The organism is Collinsella sp. AM28-11LB (assembly GCF_003469895.1).
GTDB lineage: Bacteria > Actinomycetota > Coriobacteriia > Coriobacteriales > Coriobacteriaceae > Collinsella.
The window spans coordinates 136,661-160,544 of record NZ_QSKJ01000002.1; the positions used below are offsets into that span (position 1 = coordinate 136,661).

The 23,884-nt window shown below is 60.7% G+C and carries 17 protein-coding genes and 1 tRNA gene; 11 read left to right on the forward strand and 7 right to left on the reverse strand.

The features are described 5' to 3' along the window. The first annotated feature begins 200 nt into the window (after window positions 1-200). The 8 genes from DW732_RS02560 to DW732_RS02595 all read left to right on the forward strand — a co-directional run bounded on the left by DW732_RS02560 (window position 201) and on the right by DW732_RS02595 (window position 8,513). Entirely contained in the window at window positions 201-464 is a 264-nt protein-coding gene (locus tag DW732_RS02560) for an HPr family phosphocarrier protein (protein WP_022094575.1), read from the forward strand. 133 nt (window positions 465-597) lie between these two features. Then, a complete protein-coding gene (gene ptsP, locus DW732_RS02565) occupies window positions 598-2,301 on the forward strand; it encodes a phosphoenolpyruvate--protein phosphotransferase (protein WP_117735073.1) in 1,704 nt (567 codons plus the stop codon). Between the two features lie 74 nt (window positions 2,302-2,375). Beyond that, on the forward strand, window positions 2,376-3,308 hold the full coding sequence (locus tag DW732_RS02570; RefSeq protein ID WP_117735074.1) for a 1-phosphofructokinase family hexose kinase: 933 nt from the start codon (window positions 2,376-2,378) through the stop codon (window positions 3,306-3,308). A gap of 189 nt (window positions 3,309-3,497) precedes the next feature. Next, window positions 3,498-4,430 (forward strand): 1-phosphofructokinase family hexose kinase, encoded by a 933-nt coding sequence (locus tag DW732_RS02575; protein ID WP_118098535.1) that lies wholly within the window; start codon window positions 3,498-3,500, stop codon window positions 4,428-4,430. A gap of 198 nt (window positions 4,431-4,628) precedes the next feature. After that, window positions 4,629-6,023 (forward strand): CCA tRNA nucleotidyltransferase, encoded by a 1,395-nt coding sequence (locus DW732_RS02580; RefSeq protein WP_118098537.1) that lies wholly within the window; start codon window positions 4,629-4,631, stop codon window positions 6,021-6,023. A gap of 227 nt (window positions 6,024-6,250) precedes the next feature. Next, a tRNA-Glu gene (locus DW732_RS02585) sits at window positions 6,251-6,327 on the forward strand. Between the two features lie 150 nt (window positions 6,328-6,477). After that, window positions 6,478-7,785: a lysylphosphatidylglycerol synthase transmembrane domain-containing protein gene (locus tag DW732_RS02590; RefSeq protein WP_118098539.1), complete on the forward strand. Its 1,308-nt coding sequence runs from the start codon at window positions 6,478-6,480 to the stop codon at window positions 7,783-7,785. 116 nt (window positions 7,786-7,901) lie between these two features. Beyond that, complete coding sequence (locus DW732_RS02595; RefSeq protein ID WP_118098541.1) at window positions 7,902-8,513, forward strand: TetR/AcrR family transcriptional regulator; 612 nt, start codon at window positions 7,902-7,904, stop codon at window positions 8,511-8,513. Window positions 8,514-8,569: 56 nt separating this feature from the next. Here DW732_RS02595 and DW732_RS02600 read toward each other — a convergent pair whose 3' ends face one another. The 7 genes from DW732_RS02600 to metK form a co-directional block, all read right to left on the reverse strand. Further along, window positions 8,570-10,003, reverse strand: coding sequence for a radical SAM protein (locus tag DW732_RS02600; RefSeq protein ID WP_118098543.1), 1,434 nt, complete (start codon window positions 10,001-10,003; stop codon window positions 8,570-8,572). Window positions 10,004-10,199: 196 nt separating this feature from the next. Next, on the reverse strand, window positions 10,200-11,414 hold the full coding sequence (locus DW732_RS02605) for an ABC transporter permease (RefSeq protein WP_118098545.1): 1,215 nt from the start codon (window positions 11,412-11,414) through the stop codon (window positions 10,200-10,202). Continuing rightward, window positions 11,411-12,184, reverse strand: a complete 774-nt coding sequence (locus tag DW732_RS02610) for an ABC transporter ATP-binding protein (protein ID WP_118098547.1) — start codon at window positions 12,182-12,184, stop codon at window positions 11,411-11,413. Before DW732_RS02610 ends, DW732_RS02605 begins: the two co-directional genes overlap by 4 nt. Further along, window positions 12,184-13,605 (reverse strand): efflux RND transporter periplasmic adaptor subunit, encoded by a 1,422-nt coding sequence (locus DW732_RS02615; RefSeq protein WP_158567320.1) that lies wholly within the window; start codon window positions 13,603-13,605, stop codon window positions 12,184-12,186. Before DW732_RS02615 ends, DW732_RS02610 begins: the two co-directional genes overlap by 1 nt. A gap of 132 nt (window positions 13,606-13,737) precedes the next feature. Further along, entirely contained in the window at window positions 13,738-15,453 is a 1,716-nt protein-coding gene (locus DW732_RS02620) for a L,D-transpeptidase (RefSeq protein WP_158567321.1), read from the reverse strand. 149 nt (window positions 15,454-15,602) lie between these two features. Next, complete coding sequence (sdaAA, locus tag DW732_RS02625; protein WP_118098552.1) at window positions 15,603-17,210, reverse strand: L-serine ammonia-lyase, iron-sulfur-dependent, subunit alpha; 1,608 nt, start codon at window positions 17,208-17,210, stop codon at window positions 15,603-15,605. Between the two features lie 344 nt (window positions 17,211-17,554). Further along, window positions 17,555-18,835: a methionine adenosyltransferase gene (gene metK / locus DW732_RS02630; protein WP_118098554.1), complete on the reverse strand. Its 1,281-nt coding sequence runs from the start codon at window positions 18,833-18,835 to the stop codon at window positions 17,555-17,557. 332 nt (window positions 18,836-19,167) lie between these two features. Between metK and gltX the strand changes: the two genes are divergently transcribed. The 3 genes from gltX (at window position 19,168) to def (ending at window position 23,862) form a co-directional block, all read left to right on the forward strand. After that, on the forward strand, window positions 19,168-20,643 hold the full coding sequence (gene gltX, locus DW732_RS02635; RefSeq protein WP_117735086.1) for a glutamate--tRNA ligase: 1,476 nt from the start codon (window positions 19,168-19,170) through the stop codon (window positions 20,641-20,643). Between the two features lie 210 nt (window positions 20,644-20,853). Then, window positions 20,854-23,307, forward strand: a complete 2,454-nt coding sequence (gene priA, locus DW732_RS02640; RefSeq protein ID WP_118098556.1) for a primosomal protein N' — start codon at window positions 20,854-20,856, stop codon at window positions 23,305-23,307. An 18-nt stretch (window positions 23,308-23,325) separates the two neighbouring features. Then, a complete protein-coding gene (gene def, locus DW732_RS02645; RefSeq protein ID WP_117742857.1) occupies window positions 23,326-23,862 on the forward strand; it encodes a peptide deformylase in 537 nt (178 codons plus the stop codon). Window positions 23,863-23,884 lie beyond the last annotated feature (22 nt).

Consider the following 23,884-nt stretch of genomic DNA (forward strand, 5'->3'; position numbering starts at 1 on the left):
GCTTTCCGTCTTGCGCAGGACTGTAGAGCAGCAAACTTAACCGCCCCGCCCGGCGAGCAAGCGGACGACAAACACATCTGTCCAATAATTCGTCTGAAACACAATGAAAAACCGTTTGATGTGAGTTAATATAAACAACGTCGTGAATCTGACTCCTGCCACATGCATGACAGGGGTTAAACACAAAAAAGGAGTCAACTATGGTTTCTGAGAAGGCTACCCTCGTTAATCCTCAGGGTCTGCACATGCGTCCGGCTGGTCTGTTCGCCTCCACCATGGGCAAGTACGCCTGTGACGTGACAGTCGTCACCCCCGAGAAGGAGGTCAACGGCAAGTCCCCGATGGCCCTCATGGCTGCTGGTATCCCCTGCGGCACCGAGGTTGAGGTCAAGTGCGACGGCGCTGATGAGGCCGAGGCTCTGGCTGCTGCCATCGAGCTCATCAAGAGCGGTCTTGGCGAGTAGAGCTCAAACGGGTCGCATGTTGAACAACTAAGTTCATGTTTAGGGGCGCAGTGACCTGTTTTAAGGTAGCTGCGCTCTTTTGTCATGGATATGGCAAAACGCTTTATCACATGACACGGAGAGAGGAATGGGAATGTATCAGGGAGTCAACGCTTCTGAGGGCATCGGTATCGGCACCGTCATGGTCGCCGTCGATCCCGACTTGACGTTTGAGCCGCACGAGGTTGCTGATTCGGCAGCAGAGAAGGAGCGCTATCAGACCGCTCTTTCGGTCTTCTGCGATAAGACCCAGGCTCAGGCCGACCACATGAAGGAGACGGTGGGCGAGGCCGAGGCCGAGATCATGAGCGGACACATTGTCCTGGCTCAGGACCCGGGCATGACCGACGCCATCAACGCCGCCATTGATGGCGGCACCTGCGCCGAGCAGGCGCTCATGGACACCTCGACCATGTTCGAGAACATGTTCCTGTCCATGGACGATGAGATGTTCCGTCTGCGCGCGGCCGACATCGCCGACATCCGCACCGGTATTCTGGCCGAGCTGCTGGGCAAGGAGGTCGTCGACCTCTCCGTCCTGCCCGAGAACACCGTCGTTGTCGTGCACGACCTCACGCCGTCCATGACCGCCACGATCGACAAGGCTCACGTTGCCGGTATCGTCACCGAGACCGGTGGCCGTACGTCGCACTCCGCGATCATCGCACGTGCCCTCGAGATTCCAGCCGTCCTTTCGGTTTCCAACAGCTGCACCGCACTGCGCAACGGCATGACCGTCGTCGTCGACGGTGGCAAGGGTGTTGTCGAGGCCGATCCCGACGAGGAGACGCTTGCCGCCTACACCGCCAAGGCCGAGGCCTTCGCTGCCGAGAAGGCAGCCCTCGAGTCCTTCCGCGGCAAGCCTTCTGTGACTGCCGATGGCATCAAGAAGATCATCGCCTGCAACATCGGCAACCCCGATGACGTGCCCAACGCGCTCGATCACGACGCCGAGGCTATCGGCCTGTTCCGCTCCGAGTTCCTGTTCATGGACTCCGCCGAGCTTCCTTCCGAGGAGGAGCAGTTCAACGCCTACCGCAAGGTCGCCAGTGCGCTTAAGGGCGCTCCGGTCATCATCCGCACGCTCGATGTGGGTGGCGACAAGGAGATTCCGTACCTGCACATGGTCAAGGAAGAGAACCCCTTCATGGGCTTCCGCGCCGTGCGTTACTGCCTGGCCAACCCCGACCAGTACAAGGTGCAGCTCCGCGCCCTGCTGCGCGCCAGCGCCTTTGGCGACGTCAAGATCATGATCCCGCTCGTCACCTGCGTCGAGGAAGTCGTGGCCGTTAAGGAGCTCGTCGAGCAGTGCAAGGCTGAGCTGACCGAAGAGGGCCGCAAGTTCAACGAGAACATCGAGGTCGGCATTATGGTCGAGACGCCTGCCGCCTCGCTGCTCGCTGACCGCCTGGCCGAGGTCGCCGACTTCTTCTCCATCGGCACCAACGACCTGATTGGCTACACCATGTGCGCCGACCGTGGCAACGACACCATCTCCAACCTGTACCAGGTGTACTATCCCGCCGTGCTCCGCTCTCTCAAGAACATCATCGAGAGCGGCGTGAAGGCAGGCATCATGGTCGGCATGTGCGGCGAGGCCGCTGCCGATCCGCTGCTTGAGCCGCTGTTGATCAGCTGGGGCCTGGAGGAGTTCTCGATGAGCGCTCCGTCGATCCTGCGCGCCCGCAAGACCATCAGCCAGTGGACCAGGGCCGAGTGCGACGAGCTCGCCGAGAAGGCGCTCGCCTGCAACACCGCCGCCGAGGTCAAGGCGCTGCTCGAGTCCGCGGCTCGCTAATTTGGTATCAGAGGTAACCGCGTGGCTGGAATGGGCCGGCCACGCGGCCCTCACGTATACAGGGGGTACTGTAAATGTTCTACACGCTAACTGCTAACCCGGCTGTCGACATGACGGTTTCGAGCTCTCCGCTTGAGCCCGATGAGAACGTCCGCACCGGTTCGGCCAGCTACACGGCCAACGGCAAGGGCCTCGACGTGTCCTTCGCCTTCAAGAAGATGGGGGTCGACACCGTCGCGCTCGGCTTCTTCGCTGGCTTCACCGGCAAGTTTATCGTCGAGGAGGTCATGAACCTCGGTTGCCTGTGCCGCCCGGTCTGGACCGACGGTATCACGCGCATCAACACCTACGTCAACGATGGCCAGCACGAGTACGGCATCCTGAACCCCGGCGCTCCGATTACGCCGCAGCACCAGGAGGAGCTCTACAACATCCTGGACACCGCGGGCGATCTTGAGTGCCTGATCGTCTCCGGCTCCGTGCCTCCCAAAGCCACGCCCGACTTCCTGGCTCAGGTCATGGAGCACGCTCAGGCTCGTGGCGCCGACGTCGTCCTGGACCTGTCCTCCGACAAGCTCAAGGAGCTCGCTCACAAGAAGCCGCTGCTCATCAAGCCGAACCATCACGAGATGAAGGCTATCTTCGGTGTGCCGGTCGATACCGACGACGAGGTCCGCATTGCCATGAAGCTGGCTCACGAGGCCGGCGTTCAGAACGTGCTGCTCACCCGTGGTAGCCGCGGCGACGCCTACTTCTCTAACGGCGAGGACATCTGGTACGCGAAGCGTGAGTTCAACATCAAGTTGGTCTCTTCCGTCTGCGCCGGCGACTGCACCCTCGCTGCGTTCCTGCACAAGTGGTACAAGAACCGCGACAACGTCGAGGAGGCCATGAAGCTCGCTATGGCCACCGGTGCCAACGTTGCCGAGTCCGTCGGCATTGGCGACTTTGGTCACGTCGACGAGTACAGCAAGCGCATTGCTGTCCGCAAGCTCGATCGTCAGTAATCGAAACGCGACATATTCGTGCGCATGCGGCGCCCCGGTTTCGCCCGGGGCGCCTTTTTTGTTCGCCCATGGGGGAGACATGTTCTGCCGTACTTCATCGCTTTCACACCGTTTACCGAGTTGTCCTAGCCTTTTTCCGATGTGTGGAATATACTTTCATTAACACGTTGCCTTGTGAAAGGAACATTCATGATTTACACGCTCACTGCAAATCCCGCCATCGACTACAATATCGCCTGTGACGGTCTTGACGCCAACACCGTCACGCGTACCCGCAACGCCGTTTACACGCCCAACGGCAAGGGTCTCAACGTCTCGTTCACCCTCGATCACTACGGCGTCGACACCACGATCCTGGGCTTCTTCGCCGGCTTTTCGGGCGAGTTTATCGTCAAGGGCGCCGAGGCCCTGGGCGTACCCGTCAAGCCCGTGTGGACCGACGGTATCACGCGCGTCAACGTGTTCCTCAACGCGGGCCCCGACACCGAGTACAACATGGTCAACGCCGGTGCCGCCATCAACGAGGCCAACGAGCAGGAGATGTTTGAGCTTATCGATTCACTCGATGACATGACCTGCCTGGTCATTAGCGGCTCACTGCCCCCCAACACCTCTGATGGTTTCCTCGCCGAGGTGCTTCGCCGTGTTAAGGCAAAGGGTGCCGAGTTCGTGCTCGACATCTCGAGCCATCAGCTGGCAGACCTCATTGCCATGGAGCCTCTGCTGATTAAGCCTAATGACGACGAGCTGCTCGATATCTTTGGCATTAAGGTGAGCGGTGGCGACGACGAGTCCGTCAAGGGTGCCATGGCCGAGCTGCATGCCAAGGGCGCTAAGAACGTACTACTGACCCTTGGCGGCGATGGCGCGTACTTCTCCAACGGCGAGCACATCTGGTTTGCCAACCGTACTTTTGAGGTTAAGCTGCTGTCGACCGTCTGCGCGGGCGACTCCTCCCTGGCCGCTTTCCTGTCCGTGTGGCACGACGCCCCCGAGCGCGTCGAGGACGCCCTGCGCCTGTCGATGGCAACCGGCGCCAACGTGGTCGAGTGCCCGGGTCTGGGTGACTTTGCCAAGGTGGAGGAGTACAAGAAGGGTATTGCCATCCGTCAGGTTTGCTAGCGCGGCACACGGTTACATTCTTTGCTTGTCGAGCACCCGTCTCGGATTTTCGAGACGGGTGCTTTTTTAAGCCTGCTGTCGAGCCCTTGGGGCTCAATCGTGCGCGAAGTGGGTTCGCGTGTGCGCCTTCTTCTGTTTCTTGCTAGACTTCTTGAGAACCAACAATCAATACACTCGCAATTGCAGGAGGCCACAGGAATGTGCACAGTTTCGCTTAACGCTACGCAGCCGTCAGCCGCCTCCCTGCGCGTCCTACGCGCGCTCGAGGCAGCTGGTCTTGAGGCTTGGTACGTAGGCGGTTGGGTACGTGATGCCCTTATGGGATGCCCCAGCCACGATGTTGATATGTGCTGCAGCGGCCTGTGGCAGGAGTCCAAGGCAGCACTCGAGGCTGCCGGCATTGCGGTGGTTGAATCGGGTATTAAATTTGGCGGCATCACCGCCATTAGTGATGGCGAGCGTATCGAGGTCACTACGTACCGCCTGGACGGCTTTTACACCGATGGCCGCCATCCGCAAAGCGTGGAGCGTGCGGCGTCGCTTGAGGACGATCTGGCGCGCCGCGACTTTACCGTCAACGCCATGGCCTGGCATCCCGAGCGCGGGCTTGTCGACCGCTACGACGGCCAGGGTGATTTGGAACGAAAGCTGATCCGTGCCGTCGGCGATCCCAAGCGTCGCTTTAACGAGGATGCCTTGCGCATGCTGCGTGCGGTGCGTTTTGCCTGCCGCCTGGACTTTGTGATTGAGCCCGAGACTAAGCGTGCCCTTGCCGAGTGCGCGCCTCTGCTCGATGCCGTGGCTCGCGAGCGTGTGGGCATTGAGCTTGAGGGTATCCTTTCGACCGGCCACGGGGGAGACGCCATGCTGCGCTACCCCGAGCTTGTTTGCGCCGCCGTGCCCGAGTTGGCAGCGGGTCGCGGGTTTGATCAGCGCAGCGTCTACCATGCCTTTAACGTTTACGAGCATATCGCCCGCGTGCTGACGGTGGCAGGGGAGCTGGCGCTGTGTGACGGCGTCGCGCCCTCGTCGAGCCTGATGTGGGCGGCGTTTTTGCACGACGTTTCCAAGCCCGAGTGTTTTACGGTCGATCATGCGGGCAGCGGCCACTTTTACGGTCATCCCGAGCTCGGCGCTAAGAAGGCGCGTGTCATTATGGATCGCCTGGCGCTTTCGCATGACTTGGTTCGCGACGTGTGCTTGCTCATCAATTACCATGACAAGCCGCTGCGCCCCGAGCGTTCCTGTCTGCTCAATATGATGCGCTTGCTTTCGGGCGAGGGCGTCGACACCGCCCGCCTGATGGACGAGCTCATGGATCTCAAGCGTGCCGATACGCTCGGCAAGGCCCCGTCGTGCTTCTATTACGTCGAGACCATCGAGGAGATGCGCGCGCTGGCGCACGAGCTACTGGAGGCAGGGGAGCCCTATACGCTCAAGATGCTCGCCATCAACGGCGGCGATCTGATCCGCGCCGGTGTGAAGCCGGGGCCCGAGCTAGGTCAGCTTCTCAACGCAGCGCTCGACGCCCTGATCGAGGACAACATCCCCAACGACCGCGAAGCTCTTTTGGTCCATCTCAACCTAGGGTAGTTAATTTGGGACGGGGCTTTTTTAGCTACCCCTGCCGGCAGCACCGGCGGTTCGGTCGATTGACGGCTAGGGCAGCTAAAAAAGCCCCGTCCCAAATTAACTACCTTGCTGAACTGCGCGTTCCATAACCTGCCGACAAATTTTCGGCAATTTGGAATTTTTTCTTGCGCTCGCGTTTTTTGTCCCGTAATATATTTCCTCGCAGCACGGCAGTGCAGATGTCATGTGGCCCGTTCGTCTAGCGGTTTAGGACGCCGCCCTCTCAAGGCGGAGATCACCAGTTCGAATCTGGTACGGGCTACCACGCATCTGATACCCGGACTTCCCACGGAAGGCCGGGTTTTTTATTATCAAACAACCGTCTGCAATTCCCGTTTGAACAAGAGCTTTACGTTCTGCTTATGGCCCTTACGGGTACAATAACCAAGTTATTTTGACTGTTAGAAGGAGTCTCATGACGGAGTCCTCTCAGCATACGTCCAAGCCCCTGGTCGAGGTTGAGGCCTCGGGCGGCGATGACAATAAGAGCGCACGCCGCGGCGCCATCTTTATCGGCGTTGTGCTGGTGGGTTATATCGTCTATCTGGTGGTAACCGGGCAGATGGGGCAGTTCTGGGCTGCTATGTCGAGCGTCCAGGCGCCCTGGCTCGTTGTCGCGTGTCTATGCATGTTCATGTATCTGTTCTTTGGCATTGTGGCCTATGCGATCGCCGTCTGGCTCGACCCCAATTCACCCGTCGGCATTCGCGACCTGATCTCTGTCGAGGCGAGCGGCATCTTTTTTGGTAACCTGACGCCCATGATGATGGGCTCGACTCCTGCCCAGATTTACCGCCTGACCAAAGCGGGCCAAAATGTCGGCGAGGCCGGCGCCACGCAGTTCACGCGTTTTATCGTGTATCAGTTTGGCCTTGTTGCCTGGGGTGCTATCCTGCTACTTGCTCGCATGCCGTTTTTCGCCGAGCGCTATGGCGACATGACACTGCTGTGCGTCTTTAGCTTTGGCGGACACTGCTGCATCTTGCTAGGCATCTTTGCCGTCGCGCTCATGCCTAAGACCGTCACGCGCGTCGCCCATTGCATCATTAATTGGCTCGAGCGCATAGGTGTCTCGTCCACTAAGATCGAGGGATGGCGCACGTTTGTCGATGGCGAGGTCTATTCGTTCTCCGAGAAGTTCAAGCTTTCGGCTGGCCATTTTTCGTCCATGCTGCTCACCGTGTTTATCACCATGCTGCAGCTCGCGTTTTTCTATCTGGTGCCGTATTTTCTGATGCTTGCCTTTGGCCACCACGAGGTCGACTTTTTCTCGGTCATGGCCGCGAGCGCCTTTGTTCAGCTCCTCAGCTCTGCTGTTCCCCTGCCCGGTGGCACCGGCGGTGCCGAGGGTGGCTTCGCGCTTTTCCTGGGTCATTTCTTTGGATCGGCTTCGACCGCCGGCTATCTGCTGTGGCGCCTCATTACGTTTATTGCGCCGACCATTTTGGCTGCGCCCCTGCTGGGCCTTAAGAGCGCCCACAACGAGAGCATCCATGCGCGCTGGGATCGCGTGATGCGCAAGCTCGGCCGCACGCCTCAGACGCCCTCTGCGCCCACTAAGCCGCACCCCACGAATGCTGTTACCGTTGATCCCAAGAAGCACGCTCAGAAGGCTTCTGGGACCGCTAAGCCGGCTCATAAAGCCTATGTGCGCCAGACAGGCGATGGTATTCGCGTATCTCCGTCGGCACTCAATAAGAAGAAGCACCCTAAGTCGCAGTAGGGCAGTCGTGCGTTCTTCATGATGCGGGGCATATTTGTGCTGTATGGGGGATAATCCTCTTACGTAGATTATCTCTCATCTGTTGATGAGTGCCCGTATATCGAAGGGACACGCCCATGGCCACCAGCAAACCGCGTATTGATCGCCGCATCGTTCGCAGCCGCACTGCCATCCTTTCCGCTTTCGAGCGCCTGCTCATGGAAAAGCCGCTGGCAGACATTACGGTGAGTGCCATCGCGCGCGAGGCCAATGTCGACCGCAAGACCTTTTACGTTCACTTTGGTACGGTTGACGGCCTGCTCGATGCCATTGCCGTCGATGTGGTGGAGATGATTGTCGACTCGGTCGAGAAAACGCTTGCTTCCATGAACGGCGACACCAACGAGCGCGCCCTGGGCGCGGCGGCGACCTTCTTTAAAACCGTTAATGAGGCGCTATGCAACAACCTGGTGCTCAATCGTCAGCTGATCGAGAATATTCCGCTCGATGATTTTATGGCTCGTCTTCGTGTGCCGCTCGAACACGAGATTGCTGATCGCGATCTGCTGCCCCAAGGTCTCAAGGACGAGATGTTCGACTACTATCTGGCGTTTTTGCTATCGGGTATCATCGGTATCTATCGCACGTGGGCGCTGTCTGACGGCTCGGTTCCCATCGAGCGCGTCTCGGAGGTTGCCAACGACCTGACTCTGAACGGTCTTTCGAGCTTGGAGACCCGTTTGTCCTAGCACGGGCGCCCCTCCCGAGGCGCCCGCGTCTTTGCTGCCTGCTCCGTTATCAAGCGCTAGCAGTTGCTCTTGAGCTTGCGGCCCTGCTGTTCAAACTTATGCATGTCGCTGTCGGCCATGCCCTGCGTCTCGTCCTCATGGCGTTTGATGTAGAGCGGATCGTCGGGATCGTTCCAAATGCGTTCTGCCACGGGCGCCCAGGCCTCGGCTGCGGCGCGGGTCTTTTCGCGCAGTTGCTCGGGCGATTCCTTCTCGACCAGGTCGGTGCTCTTGGCACCGGTCTCGGCCACCATCTTGGGCAGCACGTCGGGGTTCTCGAGCATGGGGCAGGGCTTGAGATAGTTGTCGTTGAACGGCTGGCCCTCGTAGTATTTCATAAAGAGGGGAGAGCGCAGCGCATCGAGCAGGCTCACATCGTGGATGTTGGCGTTGGAATAGTGGATGAACACGCAGGGCTCCACGTCGCCCGCTGCATTGATGTGCAGGTAGCGGCGACCACCGGCGATGCAGCCGCCCACGAACTCACCGTCATTTTGGAAGTCGAGCGTAAAGAGCGGCTTTTTCTCGCGCATCTCGCGTATAAAACGATACATGTGCTCACGCTGTTCGGGCGTGGGCATGAGCTCTGAGGTGGCGTTGCGCCCGACCGGCATAAAGTGGAAATACCAGCAGAAGAGCGCCCCCTCGTCGATCATCCAGTCCATGTTTTCCTCGGTGGCGACGGTATCGGCGTTGGCGCTCGTCCAGCAGGTCGATATGCCAAAGGGCAGATTGCGCTCGCGCAGGAGCTTCATGGCGTGCTCGATCTTGGCATAGGTGCCCTCGCCACGGCGGGCGTCGGTAGTGTGCTCGTTGCCCTCGGCGCTAATGGCGGGAACAAAGTTTGCAACGCGAATCATATCGTCGCAGAATGCCTCGTCGATGAGCGTGGAGTTGGTAAAGCAGAGGAACACGCAATCTTGGTGCTTTTCGCAGATCTTGATGAGGTCGTGCTTGCGGACGAGCGGCTCGCCCCCGGTATAGATGTAGATATGCGTGCCGAGCGCTTTGCCCTGCGTGATGATGGAGTCGATGTCTTCAAACGAGAGGTTCTGCTTATAGCCGTACTCGGCTGCCCAGCAGCCCGTGCAGTGCAGGTTGCAGGCGCTTGTGGGATCGAGCAAGATGGCCCACGGAATATTGCACTGGTACTTTTCGCGGCTCTTCTCCTGTTGCGGCCAAGCGAGCAGGTTACCGTCGACAATAAGCGTCTTGAGCAACTTGGCGCGCATCTTGGGATTGAGGGTGAAAACGCGCATGATCAGGTCATACCAATTGCCGCGGCTCTTGATGACGTTGGTGAACGCCTCGCGCTGCGCGGGAAACACGCGGTCGGGGACCAGCTTGTTCACGAGGTCCATGATTTTGTCAATTTTTTCCTGCGGGTTGTCGTCGAGATAATCGATGAGTTTGTTGAGTGCTGCGCGCTCCGCTGACTGTGTAAGCGACATGGGCATATCCTTTCACGTGTACTTCGTGTGAGATAATACCCATATGTGGAATTAAATGCGTCTAAAGAATCCCTAATGTGTCTATTCAACGAATCAATTTGATTTGGGGCGAAGTGTCATGCCCCAACACCTTCTAAGTTACGGTGAAATAGACGCATAAACAGTCACTATTTCACCGCAACGTATTGGTAGTGGCTTACTGGTAGCGCAGGCACTCGACTGGATCGAGCTTTGCGGCGCGGCGGGCGGGGTAGAAGCCAAAGATCACACCGATGCCGACGGACACGGCAAAGGCGAGCAGCACGGTCGTAACAGAGAAGCTTGGCGTAATGGCTCCGCTGGCTCCAAACTCGCTCATGATGCCCGAGTTGGCGGCAAAGAAGGAGAGCCCCCAGGCAAGCAGGTAGCCAATCAGGACACCCAGCAGGCCGCCGGTGACGCACAGCGCCGAGGACTCGGCCAAAAACTGCGCGGTGATATCGCGACGACTGGCCCCCAGGGCACGGCGAATGCCGATCTCGCGGATACGCTTGGTCACATTGGTGAGCATCATGTTCATGATGCCGATACCGCCCACGAGCAGCGAAATGCTGGCAACGGCGCCCATGATGAGCGAAAACGCGCCCATAAAGGAATTGAGGGCGTCGATGGCGCTTTTCATTGAGGTCACCGATACGCTGTCATATTCGTCGTCGTCCGCGATGCTCTTCATACTTCGCACCTTGGATTCAATCGTCTTGCACAGCTCGTCCATGTCCGTTCCCTCGGCGGCGAGCGCCGTTACGCTGGGAAAAGAGGGGTTCTCGTCGCCAAAGAGACCCGAGATGGTCTCACGCGGCATGTACAGGCTGAACGAGCCCATGGAGTCGCTACCGCCGTCGATAACACCGATAATCTGCACCTCACCGTTGGAAAGCTTAATGGTCTTGCCCACCGCGTCCTGCTCGTTGCTGTACAGCTGGTCGGCGCCGCCACGGCTGATGAGCGCCACGCGTGCGCCAGATTGGGACTCGGCCTGGGTATAGGTGCGCCCCGCGACGAGCTTGCTGGCGCCCACCGCGTCGAGCATGTCGCTATCGACGCCCTGCGCCATGACGGTATAGCTTTTGTCACCGGCCTTGTACTCGGTATAGGCGCTGTCCACGATGCCGATCTGCTCGATCTGCGGCACCATCTTGCGAAGCTTCTCGACGTCCGACTCGGTAAGCTCTTGCGACGAATAAATCTGCACCATGCGGGCGGCGTTAAGACCCATGCTGTTGACTAGGCTGTTTTGGATACCTCCGATAAGCGAGGTCATGGCTATGACCGACGCGATTCCAATGACGATGCCCAGGATGGTGAGCAGGCTGCGTCCCTTGTTGGCCTCGAGCGAGTGAAGGGCTTCTTGGACAAGATCGCGGTTGCTCATGCCTTCGCTCCTTTCGGCTGATTGGTGGTTGTAGAAATCGCGGGCAGATTGTTGACGGCCCCGCGTAGCGTATCCGGTGTATGCGCGATATACGCGCCGTCGTGAATGCGACCGTCGCGGATGGTCACGGCACGGTCGGCCTCGGCGGCGATACCGGGATCATGTGTGATGAGCACGATGGTCTTGCCGCGTTCCTGGAGCTTGTGGAAGGTTTCCATGACAAGCGCCCCGGTTGTCGAGTCCAGGTTTCCCGTCGGCTCGTCGGCCAAAATGATGGGTGGATCGTTGACAAGGGCGCGCGCGATGGCGACGCGCTGCATCTGTCCGCCCGAGAGCTCCGATATGCGATGATCCCAATGGTCGACCGGAAGCGTGACGGCTTGCAGCGCGTGCACGGCGCGCATCTCGCGTTGGCTACGCGGCACATTGGTGTAGGACAGCGGCAGCATGACGTTTTCGATCACCGTCAGGCGCGGCAGCAGATTAAAGCTTCGAAAGACAAAGCCGATGCTCAGCGCGCGCACCTCGGTGAGCTCATCATCGTCGAGCTCGGCGACGTTGAGCCCTTGCAGGAAGTAATCGCCCGCCGTCGGTTTGTCCAGGCAGCCCAGGATGTTCATGAGCGTCGACTTGCCTGAGCCCGAGGGGCCGGTGATGGCGACGAACTCACCGGGATCTACTGCCAGGCTTACGTTATGCAGGATGTGGGCGCAACCGGCCTCGCTCTCAAAGATGCGGTGCACGTTGCGGATGTCGATGACGGGACGCATTACTTGCCCTCGTCGGCAGGCATGTTGTCGCCGCCGTCGGCCGTCATGCCCGCGCCGGTATCCATCACAATGGTGTCGCCGTCGCGCAACTTGGTAACCGGCACGTTAGGGTTGATCTCGTTGCCCTGGTCGTCGCGCTTGACCTGCGTTTTGCCGACCACGGCGTCGTTATCGTTTTGCGTCACGACGGTCACCTTTACGCGTCGGGTCTGTTTACCTTCGCCGTCGGTTGCCACGTTGACGTAATAGTGCTCGCCATCCTCGGTCATGAGGGCCATGGTCGGCACCATCACCACATCGTCGAGCTGTTCGGTCACCACCGAGACCTCGGCGGTCATACCCGGCTTGAGGCGCGCGTCGGGTGCTTCGATGAGGATGTCGACGTTAAAGGTCACGCTGCCGGCGCTCCCGGAGGAGAAGTCGGAGGTTGCCACCGAGGCGATAGCCGTGACGGTGCCCTGGCTCACGATATCGGGAAACGCGGGATAGGTCACGTTGGCGCTTTGGCCCACGGCAATTTTGGCGATATCCTTTTCGCCCACCTGAACCGTCACCTTCATCTTGGACAGGTCGGCGATCTGCATGCACTGCTTGCCGCCGCTCGTATCGCTTTCGCCCATGATCATGCCGCCTGTTACCGTGGCGCCCACCTTGGCGTTGAGCTCCACGATGCTGCCCGAGCTCGGGGCCGTGACCGTACGGCTGGCGGCCTTGGCGTTCGCCTGATCGAGGTTTGCCTGGGCCGATGCGAGGCTGCGCTGTGCGGCCGATACGGCGTTCGTGTCCGCTGATGCGGCGGAGATGCCAGCCGCTGCGGAAGCTTCGTCGACGTCCGTCGTTGGGGTGGCCTGCGCGGCAGTTGCGGCTTTCTGCGCGTTGGCGAGGTCTTCCTGAGCTGCTGCAACTGCGCGCTGCGCCTCGGCAACGTTGCGATCGAGCTCGTCGTTTTTAATGGTCATAAGCACGTCGCCCTCGTTGACGGATTGGCCTGCCTGCACGTTTATCGAATCGACCGTGCCGTCGACAGAAGGGGAGACCACTGAGGACGAAATGGGTTTGAGCTGGCCTTTCGCTTCGACCGTTGTGCTAAACGTGCCCTCGGTCACCACGTCGGTCGCAGGCCCGCTATCGCCCTGTGGCTGCGCATTGATAACCAGGGTTGCGACAATGGCAATGAGCGCGATGACACCCACGATGCCGGCGGCAATGCCGCGTCGAATCAGCTTTTTGCGTCGACGTTCGGCACGTTTTGCCTTGAGCTTGGCATATGCCTCTTCATCGGAAATCTCGGCCGTGTCGTTCGTGCGTCCGCTCTCCTTGTCGGCATGTACGTCTGTGATCAGAGGAAGCGTTTCGGTGATACCTTCGGGCGTGTGCTCGGTATTATCCGGGCCCGGGGTGATCGTGGGGACATTCGGCATAGCGTCTCCTTTATAGAAAGAACCTCGATAAGTATATGCGCCCACCGGTTGGGGCGGGCGCATAGGACGGTTTCTTTCGGAACTGTTAGATTGGTCGCAGCGGTTCCACGCTGTATGAATGCGCCCGTTGCACTACGAGTGGACAACCACGCACAGGCCGACTTTGATGCAGTCGTGAAGTGCCTTGGCGTCGGCCATGCGCAGGTTGATGCAACCGTGGCTGCCGCACCACTTGTACGACTCGGCGTTATCGAAGCTCTTGTCGTTTTGCCAGGTGGCATCGTGGAAGCCGATCATGTTGCCCTCAAACGGCATCCAGTAGCTCACCGGGCTCTCGTATTTGGGCTTGCCCGTCTCGGGGTCCTTGGCGCCAATCAGCGTGCTCGCGCCGTCGTTGCTGTTGATCTGCCAGACGCCTTCGGGAGTGGCGTCCTCACCCGGCTTTCCTGAGATAAAGTTGGCCTCCCACACGATATTGCCGCTCTCGTCGTAGTAGCGCGCGTGCTGCTCGGACAGATCGACATCGACGTATGCCTTCCAGTCGGGCTCTCCCTTTGCGGTAAAGGTGTCGGCCTTCTGGGAGTACTTGATCTCGATTTCGCCGGTCTGCTTGTTGTTAATGGCGTCCTCGACCTGCTTGGCGAGCGAGCCGCTGTCGATGGACCAACCAAAGTCGCCGCCTTCAACTGCGCATTGCTTGCCATCGGCGCGCGTCCACCAGCGAGTGGAGCCCACGGTGTTAAAGCCGTTGGCGAGCTCGGTTGCCCAGCTGCTGATCTGTGACGTATCGAGTGTGGGGTTGGCCGGATCGGCAAAGCTGATCCACTGCAACACGGAGCTGCCATCAACCTTGCCGGCATCCTCGCCGTTGAGCTTGAGGGTCACGTTGACGCCCAGGAAGTTGTTGGCGGCATCGCATGCGGCCTGAATCTGATCATCGGTCAGCGTTCCATTGAGCGGCTCATAGGCATCGTTGCCGAGCTTGGAAAGGTCTACGGTCTCGGACAGCGAGGCAAGCTCGAGCTCGGCATACTTAATAACATGCTTGCGGTCGAGTTTTTCGTTGGAGCGCGCCTTCTCGACGGTAAACTTGCCGGCCTGCTCGTCATAGGAGCTATTGGCCTCGAACGTGCTCGAACGCCCCTCGTTAAACTCGTCGATGGCGGCGCCCAGATCCTCCTCAAACTTCTTTTGGTCAAAAGTGTCGGAGAGCATGGACAGGTCGACGTCTTGATCAAGATCGACTTCTTTGGAGGTAGCGGTTGTTTTGGTCTTTCCGCTTAAGGATTCCACAAGGCGGACCGGCCATACAAAGGCTTCGTTGTGGCTGATAATCTCTTTTGCGGCAGTTTCGCCGTCGACGATGGGCTCATCGGACTCGGGCTGATAGGTCCAGCTAAAGTCATCGCCTGTCACGGTGAGCTTATAGTGCTTCCATGCCGAGTTGACCTTGGTGGCGGCAGACGAAGCGTTGGAAAACGAGACGTCGACGCCGGCGATGGTGGTATTGGGGTAGGCTACCTGCGAAAACGCTACGACGCCTACGATATAGACAATGACGATAAGACCCAGGACGACAAAGAGCGTCGTCTTTTTGCCCGACTTATTGTTCTCGGCGGGTTTGCGCGCGGGGCCGCGATCGCCTCGACCGTGCGCGGGGGGCTGCCTGGGCGCATTGCCGTTTGCCTGGCGCTGCTGACGTTGATGGTTCGGGCGTTGGGAAGCGTTTGCCGCACCACACTGCTGACCGTGACTCGGCGCGATAGGACGCGGCGACTGAACGCCACCGGTGTGCCTGCTCGGCTGCTGCGGATCGGGAATCAGTTGAGTTCGATCATTTTGCGACATCGTATGCATATCCTTCGAATTTCGCCTTGCGGCTCATCGTGTTTTTACTGGGCTTGCATTATAGCGATTACCTAGTTGTTTGTGGTACGGAAACGGTGGCATTCAAAAGAGGTGGGACAGTTGTCCCACTATCGAGTCGTTCTTGGTCACTACCCGCACACACCGCATTTTGCACAGGCCGAAAGCGCGGCCGGAGCCTGCGCGATGCCGCCCTTTGCCGTCTCGCGCAGCGTGGCCGGCAACGCGTGGCCCACCGAGAGCATGACATGTGCCATCTGGTCAAACGGCACCAGGCTCTTAATGCCGGCGAGGGCGAGTTGTGCCGAGCTAAAGGCCGCTGCCACGCCGATGGCATTGCGGTTTTGGCAGGGCACCTCGACCAGGCCTCCGACGGGGTCACAAACGAGGCCCAGCAGGTTACTTAGCGCGATGGAGCTGGCGTCAAGCGCCTGCTCGGGCGTGCCGCCGAGCATCTGCACCAGCGCGGCGGCAGCCATGGCGGCGGCGCTTCCCACCTCGGCCTGGCATCCGCCCTCGGCGCCGGCAACGCAGGCGCTCGTGGTGAGGTTGAGGCCGATGGCGGCTGCGCAGTAGAGCGCGTCTATCACCTGCTCGTCGTCGAGCTGAAGGTGATCGGCGAGCGCCAGCACGCAGCCGGGCACGACGCCTGCGGAGCCTGCCGTGGGGGCAGCGACGATCACACCCATGGTGGCGGAGCGCTCCAGGACGGCCATGGCGCGGGCCACGGCATCGGTCTGGACGGGGCCCATTAAGTTGGAGCCAAGGTCGTTGCGGCCGGTGGCATCGACAAGCTTGGCCTCGCCGCCGATAAGCCCGCCGAGCGAGCGCTGCGGATTGACGATGGGGGCCGTGGTCTCCTCGCGCATGACGTCGAGCACGCGGCGCATGGCGGCGACGGCGTGGGCCTCGCCGGTCAGACGCGCCTCGCGCAGGGCCATGACGGCGCCGATGCTGAGTCCCAGTTCCTCGCACGCATCGAGCAGCTGCTCGCCGTCGTCGAAGATTTCCTTTGCTGAGACGCCGGGGGAGAGCGACGAGGCAGAACCTGGGAGCTCGATAAAGGTCGCGTAATCGACATTGTCGAGCTTGCGCAGCATAGGGACAACGGTGTCGTCGGGCGCGCCGTCGGTCTCAAAGACGGAGTAGGCCTGGCCGCCCACCTCGGTGCGGTAGGTGCGGCAGAAGGCGATGTTCACGTGGGCGTAGGCGAGCAGGTTCGTGAGCGCGGCGAGCACGCCGGGAACATCCTGGTGCGCCACGAAGAGCGTGGAGTACATACCCGAGATGTCAACGCCGACGCCGTTAATGCGGCTGATGCGCATCTTGCCACCGCCCAGGCTCTCGCCGCGGACCTGTGCCGTAGCGCCCGTGTCGTCGACCATGTCGATGTCGACGGTGTTGGGGTGGATGGAGGCGTCATCGCCCTTGATGTCAAAGTTATATTCGAGGCCCTGCTCGCGTGCGAGGTCGAAGGCCTGCTTGATGTTCTCGTCATCGGTGTCGAGGCCCAGGATGCCCGCGACGAGCGCACGATCGGTGCCGTGGCCGCGGTAGGTGTGGGCGAAGGAGTTCCACAGGCCAAAGGTGACTTTGGTGATGCGGCCTTCCAGCAGGCTGGCGGCAACTTGGGCGCAGCGCAGGGCGCCGGCGGTGTGCGATGAGCTGGGGCCGACCATGACGGGGCCCAAGATCTCGAATGCTGAGGTCGTAGCTAGTGTTTGCGGCTTGCCTGCCATGGGTGCTCCTTTGTTTTGTCCCATCGTCCCGAGGGCGGGGCATACACTGTCCCGCCGCTCCGAGGGCTTTGGTATTTGGTCGCCTGCTCGGACAGTCCTGCTCGCACGGAGGCCACATTAAGTGGCCTCCGGCTCGTGCGGAACTCGCGATCGACCAAATACTAAAGCCCTCGGAACTTAGGATACATGGTTGGAGTCGCTCTGCTGCAATATTTATCGGCATGTGACCTATTCCATGTCCCAGGTCGGCTTATCTTCACCACCGTTTAAATAGAAAAGAAGTACCGGTTGGAGTCGGTACTTCTTTTGGTGCGTTGTTATTTGCTGTAGCTTTTCGGGTTAGCTTACAGGCCGCAGGCTGCTTTGAGTTCTTCGACACGGTCGGTCTTCTCCCAGGTGAAGTCGGCGTCTTCTCGGCCGAAGTGACCGTAGGCTGCCGTCTTTTCGTAGATGGGGCGACGCAGGTCTAGGTCGCGGATGATTGCGCCCGGGCGCAGGTCGAAGGTTTTCTCTACGGCTTCAACGATCTTGTCCTCGGCAACATGCGCGGTGCCGAAGGTGTCGACCATGATTGAGAGGGGCTTGGAAACGCCGATCGCGTAGGCAAGCTCGACTTCGCAGCGGTCGGCCAGACCGGCGGCGACCACGTTCTTGGCGACCCAACGCGCGGCATACGCGGCGGAGCGGTCGACCTTGGTGCAGTCCTTGCCGCTAAAGGCACCGCCGCCGTGACGGCCGTAGCCGCCGTAGGTGTCGACGATGATCTTGCGGCCGGTGAGGCCCGTGTCGCCCATGGGGCCGCCCACGACAAAGCGACCGGTGGGGTTCACGTAGATGTCCGCGTTGTCCCACGGCATGTTCTCGGCGGCCATGACCGGGGTGATGACGTGCTCGATGAGGTCGGCCTTGATCTTTCCCATGTCCTCGATCTCGGCGGCGTGCTGCGTGGAGATGACGATGGTCGTGACCTCGACGGGCTTGCCTTCCTCGTAGCGCACGGTGACCTGGGTCTTGCCGTCGGGACGCAGATAGGCGAGGGTGCCGTCGTGACGCACGGCGGCCAGGCGCTCGGCCAGGCGGCTTGCCAGGTAGTGTGGCATGGGCATGAGGGTCTTGGTCTCGTTGGAGGCATAACCGAACATCATGCCCTGGTCGCCGGCGCCGATCAGGTCGATCGGGTCGGTGGTAGCGCCGGTCTGGGTCTCGAAGGACTCGTCGACGCCCTGGGCGATATCGGGCGACTGCTCGTGGATGAGGCTCATAACGCCGCAGGTGTCGCAGTCAAAACCGAACTTGGCACGGTTGTAGCCAATGCGGCGGATAACGCCGCGGGCGATTTCCTGTACGTCGACGTAGGCCTGGGTGCGAATCTCGCCGGCGACGATGACGGTGCCGGTGGTCACGAGGGTCTCGCAGGCGCAGCGGACGTTCTCCACGTTGGCAGGCACGCCGTTGGGGGCGATGTAGCCCTGTTCCTGGAGCTCTATTTCTTTGGCGAGGATTGCGTCGAGGATGGCGTCGCTGATCTGGTCAGCGATCTTATCGGGATGACCTTCGGTCACCGACTCCGACGTAAAAACAAAGGACCCGTGTTGGGGTGGGATGGAACGAAGTTCTTCTGACATGATAGTCCCTTCAAAAACGTGTCCCGGCGACCGTTACCATTCCGCCGGGCTCTCTATGCAAGGGCATATCATAGCGCGTAAATCAAACATTCACACCCTTTCCGCACCTAGTCATACATCGCTTTGGGGGTAGCTAATTTGGGACGGGGCTTTTTTAGCTACCCAATCCGGAGTCTTCGGAGCCAGAGGCCTACCTCGACATAGGGTAGCTAAAAAAGCCCCGTCCCAAATTAGCTACCCAATGACTGGGTCGGTGCCCTTTGTGCGGAGGTGGGCATTGTTGCTTTATACTGGTACGGTTCGACATCCATCCTGCAATCGAGGAGATTTCCATGGCATCAGACGTTCGCGTCCGCTTTGCACCCTCACCGACGGGCAAGCTGCACATCGGCGGCGCCCGCACCGCTATTTATAACTGGGCTTTTGCCCGCGCAAACGGAGGCACGTTCATCCTGCGCATCGACGACACCGACCCCACCCGCTCCACCGACGAGAATACGCAGATCATCCTGCGCGCCATGCGTTGGCTGGGCCTGGACTGGGACGAGGGTCCCGAGGTGGGCGGCGACTTTGGCCCCTACGCCCAGACTGAGCGCCTGGACCTGTACAAGCAGGCCGCCCAGAAGCTTTGGGACGAGGGCAAGGCCTATCCCTGCTTCTGCACCAAGGAGCAGCTCGACGCCGACCGCAAGGCCGCGCAGGAGCGCAAGGACCCCTTTCAGGGCTATCAGCGCCGTTGCCGCGATCTTGATCCCGAGGAGGCCCGTCGCCGCATCGAGGCCGGCGAGTCCTACGTCCTGCGCATCAAGGTACCCGAGGACCGCGGCGACGTCCGTATCCACGACGCCGTCCACGGCGAGGTGACCTTCGACGCCAAGGAGCTCGACGACTTTGTCATCTTCCGCTCCGATGGCACGCCTACGTATAACTTTGCGACCGTCGTCGACGACGCCATGATGAAGATCACCCACGTCATTCGCGGCGACGACCATCTGTCCAATACCCCGCGCCAGGTCATGGTCTACGAGGCCCTCGGCGCGCCCGTGCCTACGTTCGCCCACATCTCCATGATCCTGGGCGCCGACGGCAAGAAGCTCTCCAAGCGCCACGGCGCCACCTCGGTGGAGGAGTACCGCGACGCCGGCTACCTGTCCGATGCCTTCGTCAACTACCTGGCGCTGCTCGGCTGGTCGCTCGACGGAGAGACCACGATCATCCCGCGCGATGTCCTGGCCAGCAAGTTCTCGCTCGATCGCATCTCCAAGAACCCGGCGACCTTCGACCCCAAGAAGCTCGATTGGGTCAACGCCGAGTACATCAATGGCATGTCCGATGCTCAGTTTGCCGACGAGATCATGGTCCCCGAGCTGCACGAGGCAGGTCTCATCGAGGGTAATGTCGAGTACGGCGAGGATTGGATCGACGCGCTCGCTGCCATCGTCAAGCCGCGCACCAAGATGCCGGCCGACACCGTGACCGTCGCCGCTCCCATCTTTGCCACGGCCGAGACGCTCGAGTATGACGAGAAATCCGTCAACAAGGGCCTGGCCAAGGAGGGCATGGGTGCCATTCTTGATGCCGCCAAGGCCGCGCTCGAGGGTGTGGACGAGTGGACGGCTGCCAACATCGACGCCGCGCTTGAGCCGCTGCCCGAGCAGATGGACCTCAAGAAGCGCGTGGTGTTCCAGACCGTGCGCGTCGCCGTTTGCGGCAACATGGTGAGCCCTCCGTTGGGCGAGACCATGGCGCTCGTCGGCCGCGACGACTGCCTGGCGCGCATCGACCGCGCCCGCACGATGGCACTGTAATCGCTGCGCACACGTATGTATCCGAGCCCCGTTCACCCGAGCGGGGCTCTTGTTTCTGTACCGATGAGCGTGTTGCTGGGACAAAATAATCAGTAGTGTTTGCCCCATGTTCGAGCGACGCAACACGCTCGACACTCGTATCGGCCATGGGACAAACACTACTGATTATTTTGTCCCAGCCCTTTCAGGTCCGTTCGTTAGAGGTGGTGTATGGCTCAACAACTGTCGCTGTTTGGTTCGCCGGAACCGGAGGAGGTTCCAGCGGCGCCCGTGCCTGCCGCTGCACCGGCCAAGCCCGAGCATACACCTGACCTCATCGCCGCCTACGCGAGCGTGGTCCTCGACATCCCGACGCGTGCGCTGTCCGAGCCATTCGCCTACGGCATCCCGCAAACCCTTGCTAACGAGGCACAGGTCGGGTCCACGGTCCTGGTCCACTTTGGTAACCGTGCCGCCGCGGGCTATATCGTCGACATTGCACCTGAGCTGGGCGACCTGCAGGGCAACAGCGCCTTCGACCCCGCGCGCATTAAAGCCATCGAGGCCATCCTCAGCAAACCGCTCTTTACCGCCGAGGCTGCCCGTATCGCACGCTGGATGAGCCGCGAGTACGTCGCAACGCTTTCCGAGTGTCTGCGTCTGTTTTTGCCTCCGGGCGGCAGCCCGCGTGTGGTCAAGGGCGATGACGGCGTATGGGCTGTCGAGCGCCCCGCCGTCAAGCCCATCCAAAATCGCTGGGTCATGCTCACGCCCGAGGGTTTCGGCTATACGCCGCCCAAGACCGCGGTCCGCCAGCGTCAGCTTATCGAGGCGCTCCAGTGCGGGCCGGTCACGACCCGAGACCTCAACCTTCTCTATAACAGCATGTCGGCGACCATCAAGGCGCTCGAAAAGCGCGGCGTCGTGGTGGTGGAGGAGCGCCGTGCGTGGCGTGGCTGCAGCGAGCAGACCACGCTGTCCTCGGCAAGCGGCAAGGCGCCAGTCTCCCTTACCAACGGACAGCAACAGGCACTCGCGCAGATTGAGCGCGCCCGTCTGGACGCTCATGGCGACGTGGTGCTGGTCGACGGCGTCACCGGCTCTGGCAAAACCGAGGTTTATCTTTCGGCGATTGAGCGCGTGCTGACGGCCGGCCGTTCGGCCTGCGTGCTGGTGCCCGAGATCTCACTGACGGCCCAGACCGTCGGCCGCTTCCGCTCGCGCTTTGGCGAGACGGTCGCCGTTTTCCATTCGCGGCTTTCGGCCGGCGAGCGCCTGGACCAGTGGGATATGGTCGTCAGCGGTGCCGCCCGCGTGGTCGTCGGTGCACGCTCGGCGCTCTTTTGCCCGCTTAACGACCTGGGTCTCATTATCATTGACGAGGAGCACGAGACCAGTTACAAGCAAGGCTCCAGCCCGCGTTACCACGCGCGCGAGGTGGCGGCCGAGATGGCGCGCCGCTATCGCTGCCCACTCGTGCTGGGCTCGGCCACGCCTTCTGCCGAGGCCCTCGACCGCTGCCGCCGCGGCACGTATAACGGTGCCACCTGGACGCGCGTCGAGATGCCCGAGCGCCCGGGACAAGCCGTGCTGCCTACGGTCCGTATTGCCGACCTGCGCCGCGAGTTTTCGCACGGCAGCCGCTCCATGTTCTCAAAGCCGCTGATGGAGGGCTTGGAGCGTGTGGTCAAGCGTCGCGAAAAGGCCGTGTTGCTGCACAACCGCCGCGGTTTTGCGCCTTTTTTGATGTGCCGCGAATGCGGCTGCGTGCCCACCTGCAACCACTGCTCCACCGCACTCACGTATCACGAGCGCACGCACACCCTGCAGTGCCACACCTGCGGATCGTCCTGGCGCGTGCAGCCGTATCCGGCGCCCACGAGCCGTTGCCCCAAATGCGGTAGCCGCTACCTGGCAAAAATGGGCCTGGGCACGCAGCAGATCGAGGACGCACTGCACCAGATGCTTCCCGAGGACGTCGCCATCATTCGCATGGACGCCGACTCCACGCGTGGCAAGGACGCGCACAAAAAGCTGCTCGAGCAGTTCGATGCCGCCGATTGCGCGGTGCTGCTGGGCACCCAGATGATCGCCAAGGGGCTCGACTTTCCCGAGGTCACGCTCGTGGGCGTGGTCAATGCCGACTTTGCGCTCAAGCTGCCCGATTTTCGCGCGGGGGAGCGTGCCTACGATTTGCTGGAGCAGGTGGCGGGGCGCGCCGGCCGCGGCGATCGCCCCGGCGAGGTCATCATCCAGACCTATCTGCCCGAGGACCCGGTCATTCGCGCCGTTGCCGAGCATGACCGTTCGATCTTTACCGACCACGACCTGGACCAGCGCCGCGACGCGCTGTATCCGCCGTTTGTTCGACTAGTCAACATTTTGGTGTGGTCGGCGAATGCAGATGATGCACGGGATTATATTGGGCGCATCGCGAAGCTCCTCAAGCGTCGCTGGCATGCCGCCGCGCCCAATTTTTTGCGGGCGGGGAGTGCCGTGCCGCAGGTGCTGGGCCCGGCTTCGTGTGTAATCGAGAGAGCCAAGGACCGTTATCGCTTCCACCTGCTTGTGAAGTCGCCCGTGGGGTACCATGTCTCTGACGATATCGACGCCTGCCTCAAAGAGGTGGGCTCTGCGCGCGGCGTGAGCGTGAGCGTTGACGTCGATGCCTATGATTTGATGTAACAACCCGAAAGGATGGCCATGGAAGCCAACGGAATCGTACTGTCGCCCGACCCTCGTCTGCGCCAGGAGTGCGCCGTCATCGAGGAGATCACCCCGGCGATCGAGGCGCTTGCCGAGAAGATGAAGAAGATGATGTTCGAGAACGCCGGCTGCGGCCTGGCTGCCCCGCAGATCGGCGAGCTTATTCAGCTCGTCACCATCGACTGCGACTACACCGACAAGAACGACTACGACCCGTACGTGCTTATCAATCCCGTCATTGTTGAGCAGAGTGACCATCTGGTGCCCTTTAGTGAGGGTTGCCTGTCCATTCCGGGCATTAACTGCGAGATCGAGCGTCCCGACCATGTCGTCGTCGAGGCGTACGATCTGGACGCCAACCTGATTCGCTACGAGGCTTCGGGCGATTTGTTCTGCGTGTGCCTACAGCACGAGATCGATCACCTGCACGGCAACACCATGTTCGAGCGTCTTAAGCCCATGCAGAGACTCAAGGCTGTCAAGGAGTACCAGGACGCCCTGGCCCGCGGCGCTCGACCGGGCGAGACTGAGTAGATTTGTCCGTCCCCGGGGGGGC

Excerpts from the sequence above, each read along its gene's own strand:
- DW732_RS02595 (WP_118098541.1), top strand. The coding sequence starts at position 7,902 with ATGGCCACCAGCAAACCGCGTATTGATCGCCGCATCGTTCGCAGCCGC.
- DW732_RS02570 (WP_117735074.1), top strand. The coding sequence starts at position 2,376 with ATGTTCTACACGCTAACTGCTAACCCGGCTGTCGACATGACGGTTTCG.
- DW732_RS02620 (WP_158567321.1), bottom strand. The coding sequence starts at position 15,453 with ATGTCGCAAAATGATCGAACTCAACTGATTCCCGATCCGCAGCAGCCG.
- gltX (WP_117735086.1), top strand. The coding sequence starts at position 19,168 with ATGGCATCAGACGTTCGCGTCCGCTTTGCACCCTCACCGACGGGCAAG.
- DW732_RS02610 (WP_118098547.1), bottom strand. The coding sequence starts at position 12,184 with ATGCGTCCCGTCATCGACATCCGCAACGTGCACCGCATCTTTGAGAGC.
- DW732_RS02580 (WP_118098537.1), top strand. The coding sequence starts at position 4,629 with ATGTGCACAGTTTCGCTTAACGCTACGCAGCCGTCAGCCGCCTCCCTG.
- sdaAA (WP_118098552.1), bottom strand. The coding sequence starts at position 17,210 with ATGGCAGGCAAGCCGCAAACACTAGCTACGACCTCAGCATTCGAGATC.
- DW732_RS02575 (WP_118098535.1), top strand. The coding sequence starts at position 3,498 with ATGATTTACACGCTCACTGCAAATCCCGCCATCGACTACAATATCGCC.
- priA (WP_118098556.1), top strand. The coding sequence starts at position 20,854 with ATGGCTCAACAACTGTCGCTGTTTGGTTCGCCGGAACCGGAGGAGGTT.
- DW732_RS02615 (WP_158567320.1), bottom strand. The coding sequence starts at position 13,605 with ATGCCGAATGTCCCCACGATCACCCCGGGCCCGGATAATACCGAGCAC.
- DW732_RS02605 (WP_118098545.1), bottom strand. The coding sequence starts at position 11,414 with ATGAGCAACCGCGATCTTGTCCAAGAAGCCCTTCACTCGCTCGAGGCC.
- DW732_RS02600 (WP_118098543.1), bottom strand. The coding sequence starts at position 10,003 with ATGTCGCTTACACAGTCAGCGGAGCGCGCAGCACTCAACAAACTCATC.
- DW732_RS02560 (WP_022094575.1), top strand. The coding sequence starts at position 201 with ATGGTTTCTGAGAAGGCTACCCTCGTTAATCCTCAGGGTCTGCACATG.
- ptsP (WP_117735073.1), top strand. The coding sequence starts at position 598 with ATGTATCAGGGAGTCAACGCTTCTGAGGGCATCGGTATCGGCACCGTC.
- def (WP_117742857.1), top strand. The coding sequence starts at position 23,326 with ATGGAAGCCAACGGAATCGTACTGTCGCCCGACCCTCGTCTGCGCCAG.
- DW732_RS02590 (WP_118098539.1), top strand. The coding sequence starts at position 6,478 with ATGACGGAGTCCTCTCAGCATACGTCCAAGCCCCTGGTCGAGGTTGAG.
- metK (WP_118098554.1), bottom strand. The coding sequence starts at position 18,835 with ATGTCAGAAGAACTTCGTTCCATCCCACCCCAACACGGGTCCTTTGTT.